Source organism: Methylobacterium sp. Leaf93 (genome assembly GCF_001422345.1).
Taxonomy (GTDB): domain Bacteria; phylum Pseudomonadota; class Alphaproteobacteria; order Rhizobiales; family Beijerinckiaceae; genus Methylobacterium; species Methylobacterium bullatum.
The window spans coordinates 22,014-47,593 of record NZ_LMMS01000006.1; the positions used below are offsets into that span (position 1 = coordinate 22,014).

Below are 25,580 nucleotides of genomic sequence, written 5' to 3' on the forward strand. Positions count from 1 at the left end.
CGGTGTCTGCTCGGCGTCACTCACAACAATTGCCCGATCGTGTCGAGAAGCTGGCGCTGGTCGAACGTCTGTTTCGTCAGATAGGCGTCGGCGCCGAGAGAGAGCCCCCGTGCGACATCGTCGGCATCCCCCCGTGAGGTCATCAGGATCAGGGGAAGGCGGGCGAACGCCTCGTCCGCCCGCAAGGCCTTCAGCAGCCCGAACCCGTCGAGGCGCGGCATCTCCACGTCGGCCACGACCAGATCCACGCGTTCGATGCCGGCGCGAAGGCGGTCGAGGGCATCCTGCCCGTCGACGCAAACGACGACGCGGTAGCCCGCCGATTCCAAGATGCCCTTCTCCAAGGTTCGCGTGGTGATGGAATCGTCGACCACCAGGATCGTCGAACGTCGCGGGAGCGCGGCTGTTCCGGAGGGTTCGTCGATGGGTTCCGGCGCGGCATGGCTCGTCTCGCCCGCCCGGGCGGCCAGACCGTCGGGATCGAGGACGAGGACCGGCGTATCGCCCCCCAGGACGACGGTGCCCGAGATCAGGCGCGGATCGGCGCCGATGGGCGGTGCCGGCAGGACGAGAAGGTTGCGGACATCGCGCAGGGCATCGATCCGCATCGCCCAGGACCGGCCGCCCGCGCGCATCAGCACCGCCGTCACCGGGCGGCCCTCGCTCGGACGGTTGTCCTCGCCCGCCACCCCGATGAGGCCCGCCAGATCCACCAGGGGCAGAGACAGGTCCTCGCCGCCCTCCCTCGGCAGGCGCACCATGGTCCGGCCCATCACAGAGCAGAGGCTCGACCTGTCGAGGCGCAGGAGGCGCTCCACGCTGGCGCTCGGCAGGGCGAAGATCGAGGCGCCGACATCCACCAGCAACAGGGTCCGCCGCGCCGCCGACAACGGCAGATGCATGATCAGCGACGTCCCGGCCGGGACACGCGGTTCGAGCCGGACGCTGCCGCCGAGACGCCGGACCGTGTCGGCGACGACGGACAGACCGATGCCCCGCCCGGACAGGGTGTCGATGGCGGCGGCGGTGGAGAAGCCGGGTTCGAACACCAGGGCGAGGAAGGAATCGGGATCGCCGTCGGCGGCACCGATCAGGCCGCGCGCCCGCGCCGTCGCCTCGATGGCGCGTAGGTCAGGCCCGCGCCCGTCGTCATGGATGCCGATGACCAGGCGGCCGCCGCGCACGGCGACATCGAGGGTGATCGAGAGTTCGGGGGGCTTGCCCCGGCGTTCACGCTGCTCGGGCGGCTCCGCGCCATGGCTGAGGGCATTGCGCAGGGCGTGGAGGACCGGGTCCTTCAACGATTGAAGCATGGCGCGGTCGACGGGGAGGTCGAGACCGCGCGTCACCACGTCGATCTCCCGGCCGGCCTCGCGCGCCATGTCGCGCAGCGCCCGCGGAAACGCGCCGAACACGGTCTCCGCCGGTACGAGAGCCAGGCGCTCGGCCTCGCGTCCGATCCGGGCGGAGGCGGCATCCGCCGCGGCGATGGCGCCGGTGCGGATCCGGGCGAGCAGCGCAGCATCGCGGGCGAGGGCGAGGAGCGCCGTCTCGAAACCGCGCAACTCCGCCCTGATGGCGTCGAGGCCGGACGCATCCGCCGCGGACTCGGATCGGCCCTTGCCGCTACGGGCTTCGCCGCCGCGAAGGGTCTCGGCCCGGCGGCCGAGGGCGGCAGCGTCCCTCTGGAGCTTCGCCAGCCCCTCGGCCAACACGGATTCGGCACCGAGCGCACTGGTCAGCTCATGCGAGGCCCGCGTCAACGCCTCCACCGCGTCGGCGGGCACGCGCAGGAGCGTGCCCGCATCGACGGTGGGTTCGGTCGGGATCGGCGCAGGCTTCTGCGGCGGCGATGGCGCCGGGATGCCGCCCGCCGGAGAATCCGGCCGGGCCGGCGGCGGCTCGGCGGGAACCGGGGAGGGGCCGGCAAGGCAGCGATCGAGAGACGCGAGCGCATCGGCCGGCATGGCCGGGTCCGCTTGGCCCTTGAGAGCCGCGACATAGGCCTCGATCCGGTCCAGGGCGAGGTGGACGGCCCCTGTCGCCTCGCGGTCGAGGGCGGCGTCGCCCGCGACGATTCGCTCGAACAAGGTCTCAAGGCGATGGGCCACGGCCTCGACCTTCGGCAGGTCCACCGCCCGCGAGGCGCCCTTCAGGCTGTGCGCCCGGCGGAAGACGTCGTTCCAGTCGGGAGGGACGTTCCCGGCCGCACCGGCCAAGGAAACGTGGGCTAAGGAGACATGGGCCAAGGCGGCGCGGATCGCATCGATATGCTCGCGATGTTCGACCTCGAAGGCCGCGAGGAGCTGCTGGCGGATATCCATCGGTCGGTTGCGCCCGGCCTCTCCCGTCAGTGCCGGTATCGGTCGGCGAGGGTCAGGAGCGCCTGGGCGAGTTCGGTGAGATTGGCGGAGGCCGCCTCGACCTCGCGGGTCCCGGCGGCGGTCTGCTGGCTCGCCTGCCGGATGTTCTGGAGGGCGCCCATCACCTGCTCGATGCCGAGCTGCTGCTGGTTGGTGGAGGCGACGATCTGCTGGAAGGTCTGGACGCTCTCCTCCACCTTGGCGGTGATCTCCTCGATGGTCCGCTGGGTCGTGTCCGAGCGGGCCTTGCCGGTCATGGTGCGCTTGACCGCCTCCTCGGTGAGCATGACCGAGGTGTTGATGCCCCGCTGGATCTCCGAGAGGATGGTGCGCACCTGCGCGGTGGCCGCCTTGGCCTGATCGGCGAGCAGCTTCATCTCCGAGGCGACGACGGCGAAGCTCCGGCCGCTCTCGCCCGCCGCCGCCGCCTCGATCGCCGCGTTGAGCGCCAGCAGGTGGGTGCGCTCCGAGATGTCGTTGACGGTGGTGATGATCTCGCCGATCGCCTGGGTCTTCTCGCTCAGCGAGACGATGTTGCCGGCCACCGCCTCCGCCTGCTCGCGGATGGCGTCCATGGCCTTGGCCGTATCGGCCACGGCCCGCAGGCCGGCCCGCGAGATCTGCGCGGTGGATTGGGCGGTGGCGATCACCTCGCTCGCCCGCTTGCCGATCTGGGCGCCGGAATGGGTGATCTCGTCGACCGTGGCGGCGGTCTCCTGCACGGCCGCGAACTGCTCCTCGACGCTGGCCGCCTGTTCCTGGGCGGAGGCGCGGATCTCGGCGGCGGCGGCATTGAGGTCGGAGGTGGCCGCCCGGTTGGTGCGGGCGAGGTCGGCGAGGCCGGAGACCATGGTGTTCAGGGTCGATGCCAGGCGGCCGATCTCGTCGGAGCCGGTGCGCGGGAGCGTCCGCGTCAGGTCGCCCGACCCCACATGCTCGGCGAAGGCCATGACCTCTTCGAGGGGCTTGACCACGCCCCGGCGGATGAGGCCCGTGACCACGATGCTCAGAACGACGCAGAGCGCGAGGATGAGGCCGATGGAGACGAGGCTGCGCTCGTAGATGTCGCTGGAGCGGCGCTGGCCCGCATCGATTCCCTGGTCGAGCAGGTCGCGGGTGCGGTCGAGATCGCGCAGGAACTCGTCCTGGATGCGGTTGAGATCGTCGTTGCGGGCTTCCACCCCCTCGACGTCCTTGGCCAGGATGGCGGCGAGTTGCACCTCGCTGGCGGTGCGCAGCTTCCGGAAATCCGCCGCGGCGGCGCTGGCGGCCTCGCCGAGCCGCTTCCAGATCGCCGAGCGCTCGGGAGAGGGGGCCGTGGCGCCATAACCGTCGGCGGTGCGGATGGTGTCGACCAGGATCGCTTCCGCCTCGGACGCCACGCGGCGCCAGGTATCGACGTTCGCGGCGATCTCGCCATCGGGGCGGTTGCGCATCAAAGCCGCGATGACGCCGTTGCGGCGAAGGCTGCCGAGGTCGCGCGACTTGTTGCCGAGATCGTCGAGCTTGCGCGCGATGGTCAGGTCGCGCGTGACGATCGTCGCGGTATTGTCGCGGACGGCTCCGATCTGGCCCAGCGCGTAGACGCCGAGCCCCACCATCACCAGGGTGATGGCGACGAAGCCGATGAGGATCCGTTTTCCGATCGAGATCGACACGCTGGGCGACGCTCCGAAACCGCTCGACGGGAAAGGCTCCGGGGGAGCCTTGCCGTCAGCCTTGAGGCAGGTATCGCCGCAGGAGACGCGGCAGATCGATGACGACGAAGCCGACCTCTCCGCCCTGATGGGCGGCCTCCGGGCCGGGAGCCGGTGCATAGCCCGAAACCGCATCCGCACCAAAGCCGCCCGTGAGAACCGGTTCGGTCGTGAGCGCGCCGTCCACGTCCGCGACGGCGAGAACCCGGTCGACGGCGAGGGCCACGGGGGCGATGCCGCCGCGCAGGACGAGGATGTGGCCCGTCGCCGTCGAGGACTCGGCCCGCGAAGAATCCGCCCGTGAAGAATCCGCCCGCGAGGGAAGCGGACGCGAGAGGGCGCCCGCGAGGCTGAGCACGCTGACGACGCGGCCGGAGAGGGCGATCAGGCCGAGGAGTTCCGGGGGCGCCCCCGGAACGGGCGTGTAGGTCCGCGCCGGCACCACCTGGACGACGGAATCCAGGGGCAGGCCGTAGCGGTCGTCCCCGGCGGCGCAGACCAGGAACGGGCGGGTCGCCGCCCGATGGGCGATGTCGACGCCCCGGCGGGCGAGCGCGGCCGTGCGCTCGTCGAGCAGCCTCCGGATGCGCGGATCGTCTGAAGTGTCCCCTGCGGCCGGTGCGATCACGATACGGATGTCCTCATGCCCAGGCGGGCGTCCTCCACGCTTTCGACCAATCGTCCGGCGCTCAGCCCGTCGCCTTCGCGGAGCAGGGTGTCGGGCGGCTGGTCGCGGCCGAAGCGGACGGCGTTGTCGAACGCCCGGCGGGCCTCGGCCTCGCGTCCCTGGGCGCCGAGCAGCAGGCCGAGCTGGTAATGCGCCATCACGAAGGTGCGGTCGAGATAGAGCGCCCCGCGCAGGGCACGCTCGGCCTCCGCCTCTCGGCCGAGGTCGTAGGCGAGAAGACCGTCGTAATAGTGCAGCCGCGCATCGGTGGGGGTGGTCAGGAGGGCCGCCTGAACCCTGCGCCACCCTTCCGCGATCTGCCCGGAATCGGCGAGACCCCGGATCGCGTCCAGCACCACCTCGACATCCTCCGGCCCGGCCCCGTCGAGCGAGGGCGAGGGCGGGGGCGGGGGCGGGTCCGCGATGGGAGCGGGCATCGGGGCGAAGGCGGGAGGCGGGTCGGCCTCGGGCGCCGGAGGTTCGGGAACCGGTCTCGGGAAGGCGGCCGCCACGGTCTCGGGTGGCGGCGGTGGCTCGACGGGGAGCGCGGTCGTCGGCAGGCGGTAGGCCACCGTACCGGGGAGGTTCACCGGCTGCAGGGTGGCCGCGAAGGCCGGGTTCGGTTCGGCATGGCCGATCAGGAGCCAGCCGTCCGGAACGAGGCGATGGCCGAGGCCGCGCACGATGCCGACCACGGCATCGGCCTGGAAATAGATCAGCACGTTGCGGCAGAGGATGAGGTCGAAGCCGGCGAAATGCGACGGCGCCGTACCGTCAAGCAGACTCATCAGGTTCTGGTGCTCGAACCGCACCATCCGCCGGAATTCCGGCCGCAGGGTGAAACTGCCCTCGCGGGCGATGCCCGGAAGCGAGGGGCCGAGGACGAAGTAGCGCGCGTGTTCCTCGGGCGGCAGGGTGCGCAGGGCCCAGCGCCCGAACACCGCCGCGCGGGCCGTCTCGAGAGCCTCGTGGCTGATGTCGGTGCCGGTGATGGCGATCCGCCAGCGGGGAAGGTCGTCGCCGAGGAGTTCGTGGAGCAGGATCGCGATGGAGTAGGGCTCCGCCCCCGTCGAGCATCCGGCGCTCCAGATCCGCAGGGACTTCGTCTCCGCGCGCGCGGCGATCAGGCCGGGCAGGATCGTCCCGCGCAGGGCCGCGAACTGCTCGGCGTAGCGGAAGAAGAACGTCTCGCCGATGGTTATCTCGGCCTCGAGGGCGGCCCATTCCGCAGGACCGGTGGCCTCGGCGTCGAGATACGCGAGATAGGCGGCGGAATCGGCGAGCCGGCACGCCTTGAAGCGCTTGCGCAGACGGTCGAAGAGCAGGTCGTCCTTGTCGGCGTAATAATGGTGCCCGGTCCGGGCGATCACCCTCGCCTTGAGGGCGGCGAAGGTCGGATCGCGTTCGGGGCCAGCCTTGGCCGGACGCATCATCGGGCGGACGATCCGCTCATGGGCGATCCACTCATGGTGAAGTCGCGGCGTCGAGCCCGGACAGCCGCTCGGCCGCCGCGCGGGTGAGGGCATCGAGGCGGATGCGCTCCTCTCGCGTGAGGAGGCGGGGCAGGCTCAGCACGTCGACGCGGCCGTGCCCCCGCTCGAACCCGGCGATCACGCAGCCGTTGAGGCTGCGCGTCTCATCCGCCGGTTGGATCTCGGAATCGGGAACGACGACGAGGGCCTCGGCGCGGTCGACCAGGAAAGCGGTGGAACGGGCCGAATCGAGGACGAGATGACGATCCACGTCATCAGGGTCGGCCGCCGCCTCGCTCAGCCCGAGGAGGCGCGCGAGGTCGATCACCGGAACCGCGGCACCGCCGAGGTTGAGGAACCCCGCGAGCATGCCCGCCGTGGCGGATTGCCGGTGCAACCGAGGCAACGGCAGCACCTCGCTCACGCAGGTCCGGGCCAGGGCGCAGGCGCTGCCCGCCACGTCGAGGATCAGAAAGGCCGTCGTCGCGGTCGGGGGCATCGGTCCCGGGTGGCATGATGGGAGATTCGCCCCAGATAGGACGATGCCGGAGAGCCAGGCAAACGGATTCGGTTGTCGGGGACCTGAGTTTTCGCTCCGCCACCGGTCTTGTAGAGCCGGATCAGACCGCGGCACCGTGTGGCGCGGCCGGGGGATGCGCGGCTCCCTCCGGGGCGGCGCAGCAGGTCCGGTTCCGGCCGGCGGCCTTGGCCTCATAGAGGGCGGCATCGGCCCGCCGGTAGAGGTCGAACGGGTCCGTGGAGCCGCCCGCGGCGGGCAGGGCGCTGGCCACGCCGACGCTCACGGTGATCGCGCCCGCTTCGATCTCCGCCGATGGAACCGACAGGGTCGACATCCGCGCGTGAACGCGCTCGGCCGCGCCGAGGGCGGCGGCCCCGTCGGCATCCGGCAGCAGCAGGACGAACTCTTCGCCACCGACGCGGCAGACGATGTCTCCGTCACGACGCAGGCTGGCGGACAGGCAGCGGCCGATACCCTGGAGCACCTGATCGCCGACGGCGTGACCATGGCGGTCGTTGTAGCGCTTGAAATGGTCCGCATCGACCACGAGGAGCGAGAGCGGCGTTCCGTGAAGGCGGGCGCTCGTCCAGAGCCGGGCGACCATCTCCTCGAACGCGCGGCGGTTGGGCAATCCGGTGAGCATGTCGGTTCGAGACAGGCGCTCCAGTTCCGCCTGGATCGCGGCGCGGCGGCGCAGCTCCCGCCAGAACAGGAGGGAGAGGCCGATGGTCAAGCCGCACAGCAGAACCACGATGAGGCTGATGACGAGGGCCTTCCCGCGCCATTCCGCCTCGATCTCGTAAGCCGACAGGGTGACGTTGAGGATGAAGGGAAGGTCGCCGATGCGGGTGAAGGCGAAATGCCGCTCGCTGCCGTCCCGGGGCGATGTCCCCACGAAGCTACCGCTGCCCTCCCGCCGGAACCGTTCGAATGTCGGGGTCCCCGCGATGGAGCTGCCGATATCACTCTCCAGATAAGGATGGCGGACGATGCGCATGCCGTCAGAGCGATACAGGTTGATCGCGCCATACGGGCCGAGACCGATGCGATCGAACAGCCTGTGGAAGTAGGACAGGCTCAGCGAGCCCAGCACAATGCCGCCGAAGGATCCGTCCGGCTTGTTGATGCGGCGGCTCAGGACCAGCACCGGCGTCCTCAACAGGCGCGAGACGACGGGAGGACTGATGTAGAGGCCGAGATCGGCCCGGGCCTTTTGCGCCTTGAAGTAGTCGCGATCGGAATTGTTGAGCTTGCGCGGCGTCACCGACGCGGCGTCTATGACGGTGTCTCCGTTCTCGTCGAGGACGAGCATCACCCCCATGTCCCGGGCGCTGGCGGCGCGGTCGAAGAGGATCAGCTGCCGCAATTCGGGGCTGACGTTTCGTACGCCCGGCACGTTCAGGCCGTCGACGACGCCCTGAATCGACAGGTCGATGATCTCGAAATTGCGGGCGATGTCGCGCTCGATGACCCGAAGCAGGTTTCGCGAGGTCTGCTCGGCCTTGTCCCAGGCGTCGCGCCGCATGTCGAGCAGCATCACCCCGGAGGTGATCAGCATGCCGATCGGCGCGAGAACACCGAGCACGATCCAGGTCCGGGCGGACCATGTAAACCGGCCGAGGCGAAGCTTGAGGCCCATGAACAGCCTGCGGCACGAACGTCTTCAGGTAGTCCGGGGTCTCGTGCGCTAGCCCCCGACCCTCAGTGCCTCAGCACCTAGTGCGCGATCCATAGGCAAGCAGACGCTCAGGGTTTGAATCCGGGTGGACTGTCATCACGAGGACCGACCGCGTGACCTCACTGTGGCCGTGCGAGGCATTATCTTGCCTCGAACGGCGTTGACCGGACCCTCGGACCTGTTTAAACAGGCCGGCACGAGTTTACGATTCGTCAGACCGACGAACGGCGAGGTTTTTGGTTTTCCCATGCGGGTCATCCTTATCGTAACGGAAGCGCCACCGACCGGGCGGCCCTGATACAGGGGCCGTGATCCGGATGGTGGCGCATGCAGGGTCCTTCGGGACCCTTTTTTGTTGCCGCGACGAGACGTTTGACACTGGGTTCAATCAGGTTTTGAGGAGCAGGACGATGAGCGGCGAGGTCATGACCGGGGCCGAAATGGTCATCCGGGCGTTCCGGGATCAGGGTGTCGATACGCTGTTCGGGTATCCGGGCGGTGCGGTGCTGCCGATCTACGATGCCCTCTTCCACCAGGAAGAACTGAAGCACGTCCTCGTGCGTCACGAGCAGGGCGCGGTCCATGCGGCAGAGGGCTATGCCCGCTCGTCGGGCAAGGTCGGCTGCGTCCTCGTCACGTCCGGCCCCGGCGCCACCAACATCGTCACTGGCCTCACCGACGCGATGCTGGATTCGATCCCCCTCGTCTGCATCACCGGCCAGGTTCCGACGCACCTGATCGGCACCGATGCGTTCCAGGAATGCGACACGGTCGGCATCACCCGCCACTGCACGAAGCACAATTACCTGGTCAAATCGATCGACGACCTGCCACGCATCCTGCACGAGGCTTTCTTCGTCGCCTCGAACGGGCGGCCGGGCCCCGTCGTGGTCGATCTGCCGAAAGACATCCAGTTCGCGAGCGGGATCTACGAGCGCCCCACGCATAACGGCCACAAGACCTACCGCCCCGCCTTCAAGGGCGACGCGCAGGCGATCCAGTCCGCCGTCGAACTGATGGCCGGCGCGCGCCGTCCGATCCTCTATACCGGCGGCGGCGTCATCAATTCCGGCCCGCACGCCTCGGCGCTCCTGCGCCAGCTGGCGGAGGTCACCGGCTTTCCCGTCACCTCGACCCTGATGGGTCTGGGCGCCTTCCCGGCGTCGAACGAGCAGTTCCTGGGCATGCTCGGCATGCACGGGACCTACGAGGCCAACCTCGCCATGCACGAATGCGACGTGATGGTCTGTATCGGCGCGCGGTTCGACGATCGCATCACCGGCCGTCTCGACGCGTTCTCGCCCTTTTCCAAGAAGATTCACATCGACGTCGACGCCTCCTCGATCAACAAGGTGGTCAAGGTCGATATCGGCATCGTCGGCGATTGCGGCTCGGTGCTGGAAGACATGCTCGCGGCCTGGAAGGCCCTGCCCAAGCGCCCCGACCAGGGTCGCTTCGACGAGTGGATGGCCAAGATCCGCACCTGGAAGGCGCGGGACTGCCTTGCCTATTGGCCGTCGGGCACGATCATCAAGCCGCAATACGCGGTGCAGCGCCTCTACGAGGCCTGCAAGGACCGGAAGACCTTCGTCACCACGGAGGTCGGCCAGCACCAGATGTGGGCGGCGCAGTACTTCAAGTTCGACGAGCCGAACCGCTGGATGACCTCCGGCGGCCTCGGCACCATGGGCTACGGCCTGCCCGCGGCCATCGGCACCCAGCTGGCCAATCCGGACGGTCTTGTCATCGACATCGCCGGTGAAGCCTCGATCCTGATGAACATCCAGGAGATGTCGACCGCCGTGCAGTATCGCTTGCCGGTCAAGATCTTCATCCTGAACAACGAGTATATGGGCATGGTGCGGCAGTGGCAGGAGCTGCTGCACGGCTCGCGCTATTCGCAGAGCTATTCGGAAAGCCTGCCGGACTTCGTCAAGCTGGCGGAGGCCTACGGCGCCAAGGGCATGCGCTGCGACAAGCCGGGCGAGCTCGACGGGGCGATCGCCGAGATGCTGGCCCATGACGGCCCGGTCATCTTCGACTGCATCGTCGACAAGAAAGAGAACTGCTTCCCGATGATCCCGTCGGGTAAGGCGCATAACGAGATGCTGCTCTCCGACTACCTCGGCGAGACCGGAATGGACCTCGGCGACGTGATCTCCGAGGAAGGCAAGATGCTGGTCTGACCGACGGCACGGAGGAGAGACGTCATGAACGCCATGAACACGCACTACCCCGATGCCGGTCGGGTCGAGCCCATCAACCGGCACACCCTCGCGGTCATCGTCGACAACGAGCCGGGCGTCCTCGCCCGGATCGCGGGGATGTTCTCGGGACGCGGCTACAACATCGAGAGCCTGACGGTGTCGGAGACCGAGGTGGCGCGCCACATCTCGCGCATCACCATCGTCACCGCCGGCACCGATGCGGTGATCCAGCAGATCAAGGCTCAGCTCGACCGGCTCGTGCCGGTGCACCGGGTCGTCGACCTCACGCTCCAGGGCAAGGCCCTCGAGCGTGAGCTCTGCCTCGTCAAAGTGGCGGGAACGGGCGAGCACCGCACCGAATCGCTGACCCTCGCCGCCGCCTTCGGCGCCAAGACCCTGGACGCGACCCTGAACTCCTTCGTGTTCGAGGTCACCGGCACCACCGAGGAGATCGACCGCTTCATCGGCCTGATGACGGTGATCGGCCTCGTGGAGATTTCTCGGACTGGCATCGCCGCGATGGGGCGCGGGTCCGAGGCGATGTGAGGCTTTTTCGCGGGACCACGCTATGATGGCGGTGGTCTGAGTCGGAGGCGAGGGATGGAAGCCAAGCTGGAACGAGAGGGGCCGGACTATACGGTTCGACTGTCGGCCGACGATGTCCGGACCCTTGGCCTCGTGGAAGGCCAAGTGGTGGAAGTGCTTCTCGGCCCCCTTGCGACGCGTGAAGCGGCAAGTGCCACATCACCCGCGGCGCATCGCTTCGTGAATGGCTTTCCGGTCTTCACGATGGCCGAGATGGTCGAGGAGGCGCGGCGCCTCGGCCCCGATTTCGAACCTCCGACGGTGGATTGGGGGCCTGACGTCGGCTCTGAGATCATCAACGACGATGAGCCGTACTGAGCGGCTCCGCTATCCGGGAGAGATCGTGCTGGTTGATCTGGAGCCCGTGCGTGGCACGGAACAGAACGGTCGTCGGCCGGCTCTCGACATCTGCAACGACCAGATGCATCTGCTGGCCCCACGGGTGATCGTCTGCCCCATCACTCGTAATCTCAATCCGTGGCCGACGAAGGTCCTGCTGCCGCAGGGCCTGCCGGTCGACGGCGCGGTTCTGGTGGATCAGGTCCGCTCGATCGACCGGGATACGAGCATCCTTCGCTCCCTAGGTTTTGTCCCCGATGTCATCCTCGCCGAGGTTCGCAGCAAGCTCGCGACCCTAATCGGCATGACTCCGAATGGTCCCCCGTCTCCATGACCACCCTCTACTACGCCCCCGGCGCCTGCTCGCTCGCCTCCCACATCGCCCTCGAGGAGACGGGAGCGCCCTACGAGACCGTGCGGCTCGACCTCGCCAAGGGTGACCAGCGGGCGGCCGAGTATCTCGCCGTCAACGAGCGCGGCCGCGTGCCCGCGCTGGTCGAGGAGGATTGGGTGCTCACCGAGAACACCGCCATCCTGCGCCACATCGCGCGCACGCACCCGCAGGCCGGCCTGTGGCCGCAAGCGCCCCGCGATCAGGCGCGGGTCGACGAATGGCTGGGCTGGCTCTCCACCGGCCATCACATCGCCTACGCGCATATCCGCCGGGCCGAGCGCTACACGAGCGATGAGACGGCCTTCCCGGGCATCCAGGCCAAGGGCGTCGAGACCTGTGGCGACCTCTTCACCATGACCGAGGTCAAACTCTCCAACGGCGGCTGGGCCGTCGGCGAGGCCTACAGCGTCGCCGATCCCTACCTGCTGCTTTTCTGGACCTGGGGCCGCGGACCGGCGCTCGGCTTCGACATGGCGGAGCGCTTTCCCCATTGGACCGCGCATGCCCGTGCCATGGCGGCGCGGCCCGCCGTGCAGGGCGTGTTCGCCCGCGAAGGCCTCAAACTGCCCCAATAAGGTTCGGCAGGGGTCACGCCGCCTCTTGTTCAGGCCGCAAAACCGGACTACGACGCCGCGTACCGTACGGTACGGTACTGGTTGTCTGGAAGCATGAACGCGACGGTCGCACGCGACGAGACGGGGCAGGAGGCGCCCTCGGCCCGCCAACAGGCGGTGCTCGATGCCGTGCTCGCTCTCCTCGTCGAGGAGGGCGACCAGCTCACCATGGATGCGGTGGCGCGCCGGGCGAGCTGCTCGAAGGAAACCCTGTACAAATGGTTCGGGGACCGGGACGGTCTCCTCACCGCTACGGTGCGCTGGCAGGCCTCGCGCGTCCATGCGGGGCGCGATGCGGCGGGCGCGCTCGATGCGGCCGCCTTACGCGATCGCCTGCTCGATTTCGCCGTGACCTGGCTCGATGTGATCGCGGGCCGTACCTCGGTGGTGCTGAACCGCATCGCCATCGCGCATGCCGGCTCGCGCAAGGGCAACCTCGGCGCCATCGTGCTGGCGAACGGGCGCCTTGCCATCGGCGGGCGGGTCAAGCCCGTGCTGGAGGCGGGCCGCGCGGCCGGGCTCCTCGCCTTCGAGGACGGCGAGACCGCCTTCCGGACCTTCTTCGGTCTGGTCGGGCGCGACGTCCAGATCCGACTTCTCCTCGGCGACGCGCTCGACCTCGACGCCGCCGAGATCCGACGCGACGCGGCCCGCGCCGTCGACCAGTTCCTGGCCCTCTACGGCCAGGCCCGACCCTGACACCCCAAGCGAAAAGGACATTCCATCATGCGGGTCTATTACGATCGTGACGCCGACCTCAACCTGATCAAGGGCAAGAAGGTCGTCATCGTCGGCTACGGCAGCCAGGGCCATGCCCACGCCCTCAACCTGCGCGATTCCGGCGTGAAGGGCATCGTCATCGCGCTGCGCGAAGGTTCGGCCACCGCCAAGAAGGCGGAGCACGAGGGCTTCACGGTGATGAACGTCGCCGACGCCGCGAAACAGGCCGACGTGGTCATGATGCTGACCCCGGACGAGCTGCAGGGCGATATCTACAAGGAGTCGCTCGAGCCGAACATGAAGCAGGGCGCCGCCCTCCTGTTCGCCCACGGCCTCAACGTCCACTTCAACCTCATCGAGCCCCGCAAGGATCTCGACGTGCTCATGGTCGCCCCCAAGGGCCCCGGCCACACCGTGCGCGGCGAATACCTCAAGGGCGGCGGCGTGCCGACCCTGATCGCCATCGCGCAGGACGCTTCCGGCAACGCGCACGATCTCGGCCTGTCCTACGCTTCGGCGAACGGCGGCGGCCGCGCCGGCATCATCGAGACCACCTTCAAGGAAGAGTGCGAGACCGACCTGTTCGGCGAGCAGGCTGTGCTGTGCGGCGGCCTCGTCGAGCTCATCAAGGCCGGCTTCGAGACCCTGGTCGAGGGCGGCTACGCTCCCGAGATGGCCTATTTCGAGTGCCTCCACGAGGTGAAGCTCATCGTCGACCTCATCTACGAGGGCGGCATCGCCAACATGAACTACTCGATCTCCAACACCGCCGAGTACGGCGAGTACGTCACCGGCCCGCGCATCGTCACGAGCGAGACCAAGGCCGAGATGAAGCGCGTGCTGGACGACATCCAGTCGGGCAAGTTCACCCGCGACTGGATGCTGGAGAACAAGGTCGGCCAGACCTCGTTCAAGGCCACCCGCGCCAAGCTCGCCCGTCACCCGATCGAGGAAGTCGGCGCGAAGCTCCGTGGCATGATGCCGTGGATCTCCGAGAAGGCCCTGGTCGACAAGTCCAAGAACTGACTTTTTTGGACATTGCGGCCGGGCTTCGCCCGGCCGCGTGCGAAACCCTCCCCCCTCTGCGGGGGAGGGTGCCTGCGGAGCAGGCGGGAGAGGGGGCGACCTCTCCGGAAAAGTCACACCCCTCATCCGACCCGCTTCGCGGGCCATCGTCTCCCGTAGAGGAGAGAAGGACGAGCTGCCCCCGTTGTACTCTCCGAAAAATCCGGCGATCATGCTCCGTAACGGCTGCCCATTTGAGAGCGGCCGAAGGTTGGAGGACACCCATGGCTTCGCTCTATTACGACGAGCATCGCGCGCTTCAGGAAGAGTACAATACCGTCAAGCTCGCCGAGCGCCTCGACACCGGCTGGGTGCATGACGAGATCGGTCCCGACGAGGCCGCCTTCATCGGCAGCCGCGACATGTTCTTCCTGTCCACGGTCGATCCCGACGGCATGCCCACCGTCTCCTACAAGGGCGGCAGCACCGGCTTCGTGAAGGTGCTCGACGCCAACACGCTGGTCTTCCCCGGCCTCGACGGGAACGGCATGTGGTACTCGATGGGCAACATCGAGGGTCAGTCCAAGGTCGGCCTGCTGTTCATCGATTTCGAGACCCCGCACCGTGTCCGCGTCCAGGGACACGCCCGGATGCTGCGCGACGATCCGCTGATGGCCGAATACACCGAGGCCAAGTACCTCGTGAAGATCGAGGTGACGAAGGCCTGGGTCAACTGCCCGCGCTACATCCACAAGTACCAGAAGGTGTCGCAGAACAAATACGTGCCGCGCCCCGACAAGGAGACGCCACTCGCTCTGTGGAAGCGTCTCGACATGGTCGGCGACGTGATCTCGGACGAGGACAAGGCGCGGGTCGAGAAGGAAGGCCAGCTCGCCCTGCCGGAATACGAGGCACGGGTGGCACGCGGCGAGAGCTGAAGCCCGGCCGAGCATCGTCCCGGCCATCGCATCCGGGGCGGTGCGCTATTCTGCCCGGCGGGCGACGATGAAGACCCGCGGGAAGGCGAGCAGGCGTCGCCCGTCGCTGCGCGGCGGATAAGCCTCATCGATCGCCGTCGCATAGGCGGCGAGGAACCCGGCCGTGTCCTCGGGGTCCAGCGGGTCGAGGAAGGGCCGGAGCCCGGTCGCCCTGACCCATTCGACGATGGCGGCGGCATCCGCCATCGGGTGGTGATAGGCGGTGCGCCAGACATCGACCTCGGCCGCGAGCGGCGCCAGGAGGTCGTAATAGCCGGCCGGATCCAGCATCCGCCCGAGCCGCCCGGCCATGGCCGGGTCGCTGATGGCCTCGGCCCAGGGACCGGCACACGCCACCTCGCGCATGAGGCGGTGTGAGGGCTCGGCGAGGTTGTCGGGCATCTGCACGGCGAGCACGCCGCCGGGTGCCAGGAGGCCGAGGAGCCGGGGCAGGAGCACCGGGTGGTCGGGCAGCCATTGTAGCACGGCGTTGGCGTAGATCAGGTCCGGCGCCCGCTCGGGGATCCAGGTCGCCGCATCGGCCCTTGCGAAGGCGAGGCCGGGCAGGCGGCTCCTCGCACGCTCCAACATCGCCGGTGAGGTATCGAGGCCGATCACCTCCGCTTCGGGAAAGCGTGCGGTGATGAGCGCGGTGGAATTGCCGGGGCCGCAGCCGAGATCGTAGACGAGGCGCGGGGCTTCGAGCGGCACGCGGGCCAGGAGCTCGGCCGCCGGACGGGTACGCTCGTCTTCGAAGCGTGTGTAGAGGGCGGGGTTCCAATCGGCCATCGTGCTCACCCTTCCGCTCCGTCGTCGTCAGCAGCCGAGCTGGTCGGCCAGATCCGTAAGGTCCCGGGCCGCATAGGTGACCGGAACATTGGGCGCGGTTTCGCCACCGCCCGGCCCGTGCTCGCGTGGGCGGGCGATATGGGCAGTGGACAGGCCGTGGCTCGCCGCTGCCGCGAGGTCATTCGAATGGGCGGCGACCATCAAGGTCTCGGCCGGAGCGAAGCCGAAGGCCGCCACCGCATCGCGATAGAGGGCCGGTTTCGGCTTGTAATCGCGGGAATGGCCGGCCCCCAGGATCGCATCGAAAATCAGCCCGTTGCGGCGGGCGAGGTCGGCCATCAGCCGGATATGACCGTTCGAGTTCGGCGCCAGGAGGTGGCGCGTCCGAAGACGCCGCAGGGCATGCGGTACGTCGGGCCAGGCGTCGAGCCGGTGCCAGGCCTGGACCAGTTCCCGCTGTGTGGCATCCGACACGCCGACGATGCCGAACTCCGCCAGGACGAGGGGCAGGGAGTCCGCATGGAGGGTATCGAGGTCCACGAAGGGTCGGGTCCCCGAACGCACGGTCTCCATCGAAGGCCCGTAGTGCCGACGCCACGCATCCGCGAAAGCGCCGGCATCGAGGGAGGGCGCCTCCGCACCGAGCAGGCGTGCGGCCTCGCGACCTACTCCGGAGCGCCAGTCGACGAGCGTCCCGAAGACGTCGAAGACGAGCGCCCGGATCATTACCGGACGGTCCGCAAACGCGGCCCGCGGCGGACGAAACCGACGATGTCCTTCACCGCATCCAGCGTCGGAGCCGCGATGGCCTCGGCGCGCTCGGAGCCATCGGCGAGGACGGCATCGATATAGTCGGTATCGGCCACGAGACGCTTCATCTCGGAGGCGATCGGTGCCAGCGTCTCCACCGCGAGCTCCACCAGCGCCCCCTTGAAGGCCGAGAACTGCGCGCCGCCGTAATCGGCCAGCACCTCGTCGCGGGTGACGCCCTTCAGCGCCGCGAAGATGCCCACGAGATTGTCGGCTTCGGGCCGCGCGGCGAGACCCGCCGTCTCGGAGGGCAGGGGCTCCGGGTCGGTCTTGGCCTTGCGCACCTTGGTGGCGATGGTATCCGCCTCGTCGGTGAGGTTGATGCGCGAGTTGTCGGAGGCGTCCGACTTCGACATCTTCTTGGTGCCGTCCCGCAGGGACATGACGCGGGCGGCCGGGCCGCCGATCAACGGCTCGGTGATCGGGAAGAACCCCGCACCCGCATCGTGCCCGTGGGCGGAGATCGACTCCGAAAAGTCGTTGTTGAACTTCTGGGCGATGTCGCGGGTCAGTTCGAGGTGCTGCTTCTGGTCCTCGCCCACCGGCACGTGGGTGGCGCGGTAGGCCAGGATGTCGGCCGCCATCAACACCGGATAGGCGTAGAGCCCGACGCTCGCGTTCTCCCGGTCCTTGCCGGCCTTGTCCTTGAACTGGGTCATGCGGTTCAGCCAGCCGAGGCGGGCGACGCAGTTGAAGATCCAGGCGAGTTCGGCATGGGCCGGCACCTGGCTCTGGTTGAAGACGATGCTGCGCTTCGGGTCGATGCCGGCGGCGAGGAAGGCGGCGGTGACCTCGCGGATCTGACCCTTCAGGGCGGCCGGGTCCTGCCACAGGGTGATCGCGTGCATGTCGACGACGCAGTAGAGGCACTGCGCCTCGCGCTCCTGCATCTCCACGAAGCGCTTGATGGCGCCGAGGTAATTGCCGAGATGCAGGTTGCCCGTGGGCTGAACGCCCGAGAACACAAGCTCTGTGAACGCGGTCATCGCGCGTGGTTCCTATGGCGTGAGGCGGCAGGCGCAGACAAACGTTTGCGGATTGCTTGAGATCACGCAAACGCGCAAACGAGAACGCGTTCTGGACGGGTCACCGGGGACGGTCAAGGTTCACGCACGGAAGACCGCTGCGCCTGCCCGGTCGGGCAGATGTCCAGCAACACGCACCTCCCGCACGCCGGATTGCGGTGATGGCACACGGCCTGGCCGTGGAGCATCAGGATCTCATGGTTGTCGTAGAGATCCTGCGCGCTCCACTCCGTCGGCAGCTGGGCCCGCAGGATCGGGTGCGAGGGACCGACATCGACCTTCGCGCCGATGAGGCCGGTACGCTGCGCCACCCGGTGGTGGTGGCTGTCCACCGGCAGGGCGGGCATCCGCAGCAGGCTGAACGACAGGACCGCCGCGCTGGTCTTCGGGCCGACGCCCGGAATCGCTTCGAGCCACGCACGCGCCGCATCGACCTCCATCTCCTTCAGGAAATCCAGCGAGAGGGAGCCGTGACGCTCGGCCACCGCCGCCAGGACGGCGCGGATGCGGGGGGCCTTCAGTTCCGGCCAGGTCACGCCGGAGATCGTGGCCTCAATCTCCGCCACGGGCGCGTCCACGAGGTCGGACCAATCCGGGTAGTGTGCCCGCAAAGCCTTGAAGGCGCGACCGGAATCGGCGTTCCGGGTCCGGTGGGAGAGAAGCGAGGAGACGAGCTCGCTCAGCGGGTCGAGGCTGTGGAAATACGGAATCGGGCAGCCGTAGACGGGGCAGAGCCGGCGGTGGATCTCCAGCGCCTTGTCACTGAGGCTCGCGTCGGCGAGGTCAACGGAGCACCTGGTCTGCCGGGGGCGGGGGCCGGCGAGGTCGTGCCCGGATGCGATGGCCATGACAGGCGAATCCCCGGCGAGTCCGAGCGGTTCCGCCGGACCCGAACCCTGCCGGGTGCGACACAGAATCGTGCCTTTGAAACCCGCGGCCTTGCGCCACCCCCGCCGACATGACACGTTCGACCCGTCAGCGAATGACGCAGCGGGAGAGCCCAGGCCGGTACGAACCGGTCATGGCGCCGACGGAGCAACCACCCCCGGAAACTCTCAGGCACAATCACCGCTTCGTTTTGACAATCTGGAGAGAGGCGCCTTCGCGGGCGTCCACCGAAGGAGAAATCCCAGCCCCTCGCGGGTCGGGAGAAGCTCTCAGGTAACCGTGACAGATGGGGGCAACCGGACCACTCGATCGAGTGTCCGGGGACGTTCTGTCATGGGATGACCAGATGCCGCTCGACGCTTCCAGCACGCCGCTTCACGCGCTCCACCTGCGCCACGGCGCCCGCATGGTGCCTTTCGCGGGCTATGCGCTGCCGCTGCATTATCCGGCCGGCCTGATCGCCGAACATCTGCACACCCGCAAGGCGGCCGGCCTGTTCGACGTGTCGCATATGGGCCAGATCCGGCTGAATCCGGGTCCGGGCGGCATGGCGGACCTCGCCCGCGCCCTCGAAACCCTCCTTCCCATCGACGTGCTGGGCCTGGCACCGGGCCGGCAGCGCTACGGCTTCCTCACCGACGAGACCGGCGGCATCCTCGACGACCTCATGGTCGCGCGCCTCGACGACAGCCTGATCCTGGTCGTCAACGCCGCCAACAAACTCGCCGACGAGGCCTATCTCCGCGCCCATCTCACCGGCCTGTGCGAGATCGCGGTGCTGCCCCGCGCGCTCCTCGCCCTCCAGGGGCCGCTGGCGGAAAAGGCCCTGGCACGGCTCGCCCCCGAGACCGCCGCCATGCGCTTCCTCGACGTGAAGTGGGTGGACCTCCTCGGCGCGTCCGCCCTCGTCAGCCGCTCCGGCTATACCGGGGAGGACGGGTTCGAGATTTCTCTCCCCGAGGATGCCGCGGATGCGGTCGCCGAGGCGTTGCTGCAGGACGAGGATGTGGAGCCGGTGGGGCTCGGCGCCCGCGATTCCCTGCGGCTGGAAGCCGGCCTGTGCCTGCACGGCTCCGATATCGACCCGGCCACCAGTCCCGTTGAGGCCGGTCTGACCTGGGCGATCCAGCCGGTCCGCCGCAAGGGCGGGGCGCGGGCGGGCGGGTTTCCCGGCGCCGCGCGCATCCTCGGTGAGATCGGCGACTGTCCCGCGTCGCGGCGCGTCGGCCTGCTGCCGGAAGGCCCGACCCCGATACGGGGAGGGGCCGCGCTCGTCGCAGAGGAGGCCGGCGAGGCCATCGGCCGGGTCACCTCCGGCGGCTTCAGTCCCAGCCTCAAGACCCCCATCGCCATGGGCTACGTCCCCGCCGCCCTGGCGGCGCCGGGCACACGCCTCTTCGCGGAAGTGCGCGGCCGGCGACTGCCGGTCTCGGTCGTGACGCTTCCCTTCGTGCCGGCGCGCTTCAAGCGCAGCTGAATCCCGGCCCCCGGCCGTCTTCTCCCACCACCTGTTCACGGAGCGCATCATGCTGAAATTCACGGACGAGCACGAGTGGCTGGCCATCGAGGGCGATGTCGCCACCATCGGCATCACCACCCATGCGGCGGAGCAGCTCGGAGACCTCGTCTTCGTCGAGCTTCCCAAGGTCGGCGCCAAGCTCGTCAAGGGCGAGGCCGCGGCGGTAGTGGAATCGGTGAAGGCCGCCTCCGACGTGTTCGCCCCGGTCTCGGGCGAGGTGACGGAGGTCAACGAGGCCGCCGTGTCGGACCCGGCCAGCATCGGCACCGACCCGCAGGGCGCGGGCTGGCTCTACCGCCTCCGCCTCGACGACGTCGCCTCCCTCGACGGATTGATGGACGAGGCCGCCTACGCCGAGTTCGCGAAGTAGCGCTTGGAACGACCCAGAACGCGCCCTCCTCCCCCTTGTGGGGAGGAGTTGGAGGTGGGGGTGATTGGGTGACCCGCTGCGGAGTCCGGCGGAACCACCCCCACCCTCGATCCCTCCCCACAAGGGGGAGGGAGGTGCGTTGCGACATTCGTCAGACTTCGGCACGCGAGGCCCATCATGCCCAACGATCGCTACGACCCTTACGATTTCGCCAATCGCCGCCATATCGGCCCCACCGCCGGGGAGATCGAGGCGATGCTGGCCGTGGTCGGCGCGCCGAGCCTTCACGGCCTCGTGGACGAGACCCTGCCGCCGGACATCCGCCAGGAAGAGCGCATCGATTTCGGCACGTCGCTCACCGAGCGCCGGGTGCTCGAACATATGCGCGGCATCGCCGACAAGAACCGGCTTCTCGTCTCGCTCATCGGCCAGGGCTACCACGGCACCACGATGCCGCCGGTGATCCAGCGCAACATCTTCGAGAACCCGGCCTGGTACACGGCCTATTCGCCCTATCAGCCCGAGATCAGCCAGGGCCGGCTCGAGGCGCTGCTGAACTTCCAGACCCTGGTCTGCGACCTCACCGGGCTCGACATCGCCAATGCCTCGCTCCTCGACGAGGCCACGGCGGCGGCGGAGGCCATGGGCATGGCCTCGCGCATCGCCCGCAACGGAAAGACCGCCTTCTTCGTCGATGGCGAATGCCTGCCCCAGACCATCGCCGTCCTGAAGACCCGCGCCGCGCCGCTGGGCTGGACCATCGTCGTCGGCGACCCCTCGACCGATCTCGACCCGGCGGAGGTCTTCGGCGCCATCTTCCAGTATCCCGGCGTCTGCGGCGCCATCCACGATTTTTCCGATGTCATCGCCCGCCTGCACGGGGCCGGCGCGGTCGCCGTGATGGCCGCCGACCCCCTGGCCCTCACCCTGCTGAAGCCGCCGGGCGAGATGGGTGCCGACATCGCCATCGGCTCGATGCAGCGCTACGGCGTGCCCATGGGCTATGGCGGCCCGCACGCCGCCTATCTCTCCACCCGCGAGGCGCACAAGCGCACCCTGCCGGGCCGGCTCGTGGGCGTCTCCGTCGATGCGAGGGGAAACCGGGCCTACCGCCTCGCCCTGCAGACTCGCGAGCAGCATATCCGCCGCGAGAAGGCGACCTCGAACATCTGTACCGCGCAGGTGCTGCTGGCGGTCATCGCCGGCATGTACGCGGTGTTCCACGGGCCGCGCGGGCTCAAGGCCATCGCCGCGCGGGTCCACCGCGATGCGGTGCGCCTCGCCGAAGGCCTTGAAACGCTCGGCTTCGCCGTCGAGCCGAAGGGCTTCTTCGACACGATCACGGTGGAGGTCGGCGCCTTCCAGGGGCTGATCCTGCAGAACGCGGTGAAGAACGGCGTCAACCTGCGGAAAGTGGGCTCGGACCGCATCGGCATCACCGTCGACGAGCGCACCCGGCCCGACATCGTCCAGGCGGTATGGCGCGCCTTCGGCGGGGAACATCTCACCTACGACGAGGCCTGGCCGACCCCGCGCCTGCCCGAGGCGAATCTGCGCACCTCCGCCTATCTCACCCATCCGATCTTCCACATGAACCGGGCCGAGAGCGAGATGACGCGCTACATGCGCCGCCTCGCGGACCGCGATCTGGCGCTGGACCGGGCGATGATCCCGCTCGGCTCGTGCACGATGAAGCTGAACGCCACAGCCGAGATGCTGCCGATCTCCTGGCCGGAATTCTCGGAGATCCACCCCTTCGTGCCGGCCGATCAGGCCGAGGGCTACCAGGAACTCCTGCGCGACTTCTCGCAGAAGCTCTGCGCCATCACCGGCTACGACGCGATCTCGATGCAGCCGAATTCCGGCGCGCAGGGAGAATATGCCGGCCTGCTCGCCATCCGCGCCTATCACCTCTCGCGGGGGGAGGGGCACCGCACGATCTGCCTGATCCCGTCCTCGGCGCACGGCACCAACCCGGCCTCGGCCCAGATGTGCGGCATGAGCGTCGTGGTGGTCGGCGCCGACCAGCACGGCAACATCGACGTGGAGGATTTCCGCCGGAAGGCCGAGTTGCACGGTGAAAAGCTTGCCGCCTGCATGATCACCTATCCGTCGACGCATGGGGTGTTCGAGGTTCGGGTCCGCGAACTCTGCGACATCGTCCACGCCCATGGCGGCCAGGTCTATCTCGACGGGGCCAACCTCAACGCCATGGTGGGCCTCGCCCGCCCCGGCGACATCGGCGCCGATGTCAGCCACCTCAACCTGCACAAGACCTTCTGCATCCCCCATGGCGGCGGCGGCCCCGGCATGGGTCCCATCGGCGTCAAGGCGCACCTGATCCCGTTCCTGCCCTCCGATCCGCGGACGGGCGAGGAAGGGGCCGTCTCGGCGGCGCCCTACGGCTCGGCCTCGATCCTGCCGATCTCGTGGAGCTACTGCCTGCTGATGGGCGGGCGCGGCCTCACCCAGGCCACCCGCGTGGCGATCCTCAATGCCAATTACATCGCCAGCCGCCTGAAGGGCGCCTATCCGGTGCTCTATGCCGGAGCACAGGGCCGGGTGGCGCATGAATGCATCATCGACGTGCGGCCGTTCCAGAAATCCGCCGGGATCGGCGTCGAGGACATCGCCAAGCGTCTGATCGATTGCGGCTTCCACCCGCCGACCATGAGCTGGCCGGTGGCCGGCACCCTGATGATCGAGCCCACGGAATCCGAGACCAAGGGCGAGATCGACCGGTTCTGCGACGCCATGCTGGCGATCCGCGAAGAGATCCGCGCCATCGAGGAGGGGCGGATGGACAAGGCAAACAACCCGCTGAAACACGCGCCGCACACGGTGGCGGACCTGATCGGCCCGTGGGAGCGGCCCTATTCCCGCGAGGCGGCGTGCTTCCCGTCGGGGAGTCTGCGGATGGACAAGTACTGGCCGCCGATCAACCGCGTCGACAACGCCTACGGCGACCGCAACCTCGTCTGCTCCTGCCCGCCGGTGGATGCTTATAGCGAGGCGGCGGAGTAGGGGTGGCACAACACTCGCTTCCGCCCGAAAATGGCGGGAGCGGGCGCGCGACCGAACGCTTGGTCGCATCAAGAGGGGGCTGCTCGCGACCCAACCCGGCCGCACGGTCTGTTCAGGTGATTGCTCGTTAGTAGACGTATGACAGTCCGAGTGTGGGATGCCGGAGAGGTTTCGCCACCATGACCGCCAAGTTCAAGAAAATGCGCACTGCCGGCGTCGTGCCGCCCGACTACGACGGGCCGGTATACTGGCGCGTGATGCAGTATCACCTGGTCAGCGGCGCGAGCGACGAGCCGATCGCGTTCACGGACGATCCGGCCCGCCTCGATCGCCTCTGGATCGATTGGAACAAGATGCCGGGAAAAAGCATCTTCACGTCCGGCACGGTCTTCGACGAGGACGGGGCGATCCTTCCGGAATGGAAGCAGCCCATCAAGGCCAAATGGACCAAGCCGGGACCCGTCCGCGTCGAGTATTCCCCAGGCCGATACTCGGCCCGCGTCTCCGAGCGCGTCCTGGACGCCATCGAGTCCGTCGAGCCGGGCCGGCATCACGTCTTCCCGATCGACGTGCGCTGCACTGACGGCACGATCGAGCGTCGCTACCAGATCTTCTTCGCGCAGGATGCCTTCGTCGACGGCATCGAAGCGCATCCCGTCGCGAACGCGCTGGAGCCGCTTCCGAAGCCGGTCGGCGTCTATCGCTTCAGACCGCCGACGTGGCTGTACGCGTTCGACATCGACGAGGACCAGTTCGGCTACCTCGACCGATCCGTCGTGGGCGGAATGCGATGGTTCAAGGGCACCGCCACGAACCACTATTTCTCACCGGACCTTTTCTCGAAGCTCCGGCCGATGGGCAATATCTTCCCGAAATGGGACGTCGCGCTTCCGATCGGAATGGCGGCCGATCCACCCAATCTTGATCCTTTGTCGCAAGGCTATGCCTGACGCAGAAATTTTAACCTTTTTAAAGGCGCGGGTCTTTTCGAAAGTCTGCTGTCTAGGGATCGCCATCCAAAAAGGGCACGGCGCCGCCCGCCAGGAAGCGAGACATGGCGCTTCGATCCGTCGTGGACACGGCTGTCCATCCCGATCGGGCGTGATTGCCACCGCTGATCGGCCGGCTTATCGTGCCGCTCGGGCCGACGCTGCCCGCTGCTCGCCCCCGTGAGGGGATGGTGAAAGCGTCGCTTTACGCTCTCCGCATTGCACTCCTTCCCGAGGGCGAATGCGTCAGCAACGCGAGCCCTGACGACGATTTGCCCAAGTCGAGGAAGGCTATGCGTTCTCATCATCTCGAGCCCAAAGTCATGGCCAAGGCCCTGCGCGCCGCTCTGCAGGAGCGCCAGATCGCCATCACCCATGGGACTGCACTCGAAATCGTGGCGGCCCAACACGGCGCCGCGAGCTGGAATGTCCTCGCTGCCGAAGACCGCGCGCCTGTCGGAGACGGTATGCGCTTCGGCCAGACCTGCCCGATCATGCGGATTTTCGATGAGGGGATCGCCAAGGAATTCTACCTCGACTTCCTCGGCTTCCACTTGGACTGGGAGCATCGCTACGGGGAGAACTTCCCGCTCTACGCTCAGGTCTCGAGGTCCGGGCTGACCTTGCATCTCTCCGGCCATCATGGGGATGCGACCCCTGGCTCGTCGGCCTTCGTGCGGATGCAGGGAGTCGAGGCATTTCAACGGGAACTGACGGCCAAGGATTACAAGCACAACAAGCCGGGCCTGAAGGACGAGCCCTATGGCCTCGTGATGACCGTCACCGATCCGTTCAACAACCGGATCCACTTCTGCCAGGACAAGCCGAGTATTTGAACTGGCTGGAGCAGACGTGATCCCCGACGTCTGCTCCAACCATCACGGACCACCCGCATGGGGACCGGACGTGAGGGTCTGGCAAGGAGGAG

The 25,580-nt window shown here is 68.1% G+C and carries 23 protein-coding genes and 1 riboswitch; of the genes, 13 read left to right on the forward strand and 10 right to left on the reverse strand.

Annotation, left to right across the window (positions count from 1 at the left end):
• Positions 1-20: 20 nt before the first annotated feature.
• The 6 genes from ASF26_RS06630 to ASF26_RS06655 all read right to left on the reverse strand — a co-directional run bounded on the left by ASF26_RS06630 (position 21) and on the right by ASF26_RS06655 (position 8,358).
• Positions 21-2,324: a response regulator gene (locus ASF26_RS06630; protein ID WP_056251160.1), complete on the reverse strand. Its 2,304-nt coding sequence runs from the start codon at positions 2,322-2,324 to the stop codon at positions 21-23.
• Between the two features lie 26 nt (positions 2,325-2,350).
• Positions 2,351-4,021 carry a methyl-accepting chemotaxis protein gene (locus tag ASF26_RS06635; RefSeq protein ID WP_056251163.1) on the reverse strand — a complete coding sequence of 557 codons (1,671 nt, stop codon included), beginning with the start codon at positions 4,019-4,021 and terminating at the stop codon, positions 2,351-2,353.
• Between the two features lie 55 nt (positions 4,022-4,076).
• The gene (locus tag ASF26_RS06640) at positions 4,077-4,688 is read right to left on the reverse strand and encodes a chemotaxis protein CheW (protein ID WP_056251166.1); all 612 of its coding nucleotides are present in this window, start codon (positions 4,686-4,688) and stop codon (positions 4,077-4,079) included.
• Positions 4,685-6,160, reverse strand: coding sequence for a CheR family methyltransferase (locus tag ASF26_RS06645; RefSeq protein WP_056251169.1), 1,476 nt, complete (start codon positions 6,158-6,160; stop codon positions 4,685-4,687). Before ASF26_RS06645 ends, ASF26_RS06640 begins: the two co-directional genes overlap by 4 nt.
• A 31-nt stretch (positions 6,161-6,191) precedes the next feature.
• Positions 6,192-6,698 carry a chemotaxis protein CheW gene (locus ASF26_RS06650; RefSeq protein WP_056251173.1) on the reverse strand — a complete coding sequence of 169 codons (507 nt, stop codon included), beginning with the start codon at positions 6,696-6,698 and terminating at the stop codon, positions 6,192-6,194.
• 121 nt (positions 6,699-6,819) lie between these two features.
• A complete protein-coding gene (locus tag ASF26_RS06655) occupies positions 6,820-8,358 on the reverse strand; it encodes a sensor domain-containing diguanylate cyclase (RefSeq protein ID WP_056251176.1) in 1,539 nt (512 codons plus the stop codon).
• A gap of 449 nt (positions 8,359-8,807) precedes the next feature.
• On the opposite strand from ASF26_RS06655, the gene ASF26_RS06660 reads away from it, so the two are divergent.
• The 8 genes from ASF26_RS06660 (at position 8,808) to ASF26_RS06695 (ending at position 15,199) form a co-directional block, all read left to right on the forward strand.
• Entirely contained in the window at positions 8,808-10,583 is a 1,776-nt protein-coding gene (locus ASF26_RS06660; protein WP_056251179.1) for an acetolactate synthase 3 large subunit, read from the forward strand.
• Positions 10,584-10,607: 24 nt separating this feature from the next.
• The gene (gene ilvN / locus ASF26_RS06665) at positions 10,608-11,150 is read left to right on the forward strand and encodes an acetolactate synthase small subunit (RefSeq protein ID WP_018044192.1); all 543 of its coding nucleotides are present in this window, start codon (positions 10,608-10,610) and stop codon (positions 11,148-11,150) included.
• A gap of 54 nt (positions 11,151-11,204) precedes the next feature.
• Entirely contained in the window at positions 11,205-11,507 is a 303-nt protein-coding gene (locus tag ASF26_RS06670; RefSeq protein WP_056251181.1) for a hypothetical protein, read from the forward strand.
• Positions 11,494-11,862: a type II toxin-antitoxin system PemK/MazF family toxin gene (locus tag ASF26_RS06675; protein ID WP_056251185.1), complete on the forward strand. Its 369-nt coding sequence runs from the start codon at positions 11,494-11,496 to the stop codon at positions 11,860-11,862. Before ASF26_RS06670 ends, ASF26_RS06675 begins: the two co-directional genes overlap by 14 nt.
• A complete protein-coding gene (locus ASF26_RS06680; RefSeq protein WP_056251187.1) occupies positions 11,859-12,497 on the forward strand; it encodes a glutathione S-transferase in 639 nt (212 codons plus the stop codon). Before ASF26_RS06675 ends, ASF26_RS06680 begins: the two co-directional genes overlap by 4 nt.
• A gap of 93 nt (positions 12,498-12,590) precedes the next feature.
• On the forward strand, positions 12,591-13,235 hold the full coding sequence (locus ASF26_RS06685) for a TetR/AcrR family transcriptional regulator C-terminal domain-containing protein (RefSeq protein ID WP_056251190.1): 645 nt from the start codon (positions 12,591-12,593) through the stop codon (positions 13,233-13,235).
• A 27-nt stretch (positions 13,236-13,262) separates the two neighbouring features.
• Entirely contained in the window at positions 13,263-14,282 is a 1,020-nt protein-coding gene (gene ilvC, locus ASF26_RS06690) for a ketol-acid reductoisomerase (RefSeq protein ID WP_027172993.1), read from the forward strand.
• A 263-nt stretch (positions 14,283-14,545) separates the two neighbouring features.
• Complete coding sequence (locus ASF26_RS06695; RefSeq protein ID WP_018044186.1) at positions 14,546-15,199, forward strand: pyridoxamine 5'-phosphate oxidase family protein; 654 nt, start codon at positions 14,546-14,548, stop codon at positions 15,197-15,199.
• 45 nt (positions 15,200-15,244) lie between these two features.
• Here ASF26_RS06695 and tam read toward each other — a convergent pair whose 3' ends face one another.
• The 4 genes from tam to ASF26_RS06715 form a co-directional block, all read right to left on the reverse strand.
• Entirely contained in the window at positions 15,245-16,027 is a 783-nt protein-coding gene (gene tam / locus ASF26_RS06700) for a trans-aconitate 2-methyltransferase (RefSeq protein ID WP_056251193.1), read from the reverse strand.
• A gap of 27 nt (positions 16,028-16,054) precedes the next feature.
• On the reverse strand, positions 16,055-16,753 hold the full coding sequence (locus tag ASF26_RS06705) for a haloacid dehalogenase type II (RefSeq protein ID WP_056251196.1): 699 nt from the start codon (positions 16,751-16,753) through the stop codon (positions 16,055-16,057).
• Positions 16,753-17,823: a tryptophan--tRNA ligase gene (gene trpS / locus ASF26_RS06710; RefSeq protein ID WP_056251200.1), complete on the reverse strand. Its 1,071-nt coding sequence runs from the start codon at positions 17,821-17,823 to the stop codon at positions 16,753-16,755. The genes ASF26_RS06705 and trpS overlap by 1 nt, the downstream gene beginning before the upstream one ends.
• A gap of 113 nt (positions 17,824-17,936) precedes the next feature.
• Positions 17,937-18,710, reverse strand: coding sequence for a Fe-S cluster assembly protein HesB (locus ASF26_RS06715; protein WP_056251203.1), 774 nt, complete (start codon positions 18,708-18,710; stop codon positions 17,937-17,939).
• A gap of 228 nt (positions 18,711-18,938) precedes the next feature.
• A riboswitch (glycine riboswitch) is annotated at positions 18,939-19,046 on the forward strand.
• Positions 19,047-19,096: 50 nt separating this feature from the next.
• On the opposite strand from ASF26_RS06715, the gene gcvT reads away from it, so the two are divergent.
• The 5 genes from gcvT (at position 19,097) to ASF26_RS06740 (ending at position 25,488) form a co-directional block, all read left to right on the forward strand.
• On the forward strand, positions 19,097-20,227 hold the full coding sequence (gcvT, locus tag ASF26_RS06720; RefSeq protein ID WP_056251206.1) for a glycine cleavage system aminomethyltransferase GcvT: 1,131 nt from the start codon (positions 19,097-19,099) through the stop codon (positions 20,225-20,227).
• Positions 20,228-20,276: 49 nt separating this feature from the next.
• Positions 20,277-20,639 (forward strand): glycine cleavage system protein GcvH, encoded by a 363-nt coding sequence (gcvH, locus tag ASF26_RS06725; RefSeq protein WP_018044179.1) that lies wholly within the window; start codon positions 20,277-20,279, stop codon positions 20,637-20,639.
• 177 nt (positions 20,640-20,816) lie between these two features.
• Positions 20,817-23,663, forward strand: coding sequence for an aminomethyl-transferring glycine dehydrogenase (gene gcvP / locus ASF26_RS06730; RefSeq protein WP_056251209.1), 2,847 nt, complete (start codon positions 20,817-20,819; stop codon positions 23,661-23,663).
• Between the two features lie 179 nt (positions 23,664-23,842).
• Positions 23,843-24,613, forward strand: a complete 771-nt coding sequence (locus tag ASF26_RS06735) for a hypothetical protein (protein ID WP_056251213.1) — start codon at positions 23,843-23,845, stop codon at positions 24,611-24,613.
• Positions 24,614-24,945: 332 nt separating this feature from the next.
• Entirely contained in the window at positions 24,946-25,488 is a 543-nt protein-coding gene (locus ASF26_RS06740) for a glyoxalase superfamily protein (protein ID WP_056251216.1), read from the forward strand.
• The last annotated feature ends 92 nt before the right edge of the window (positions 25,489-25,580 follow it).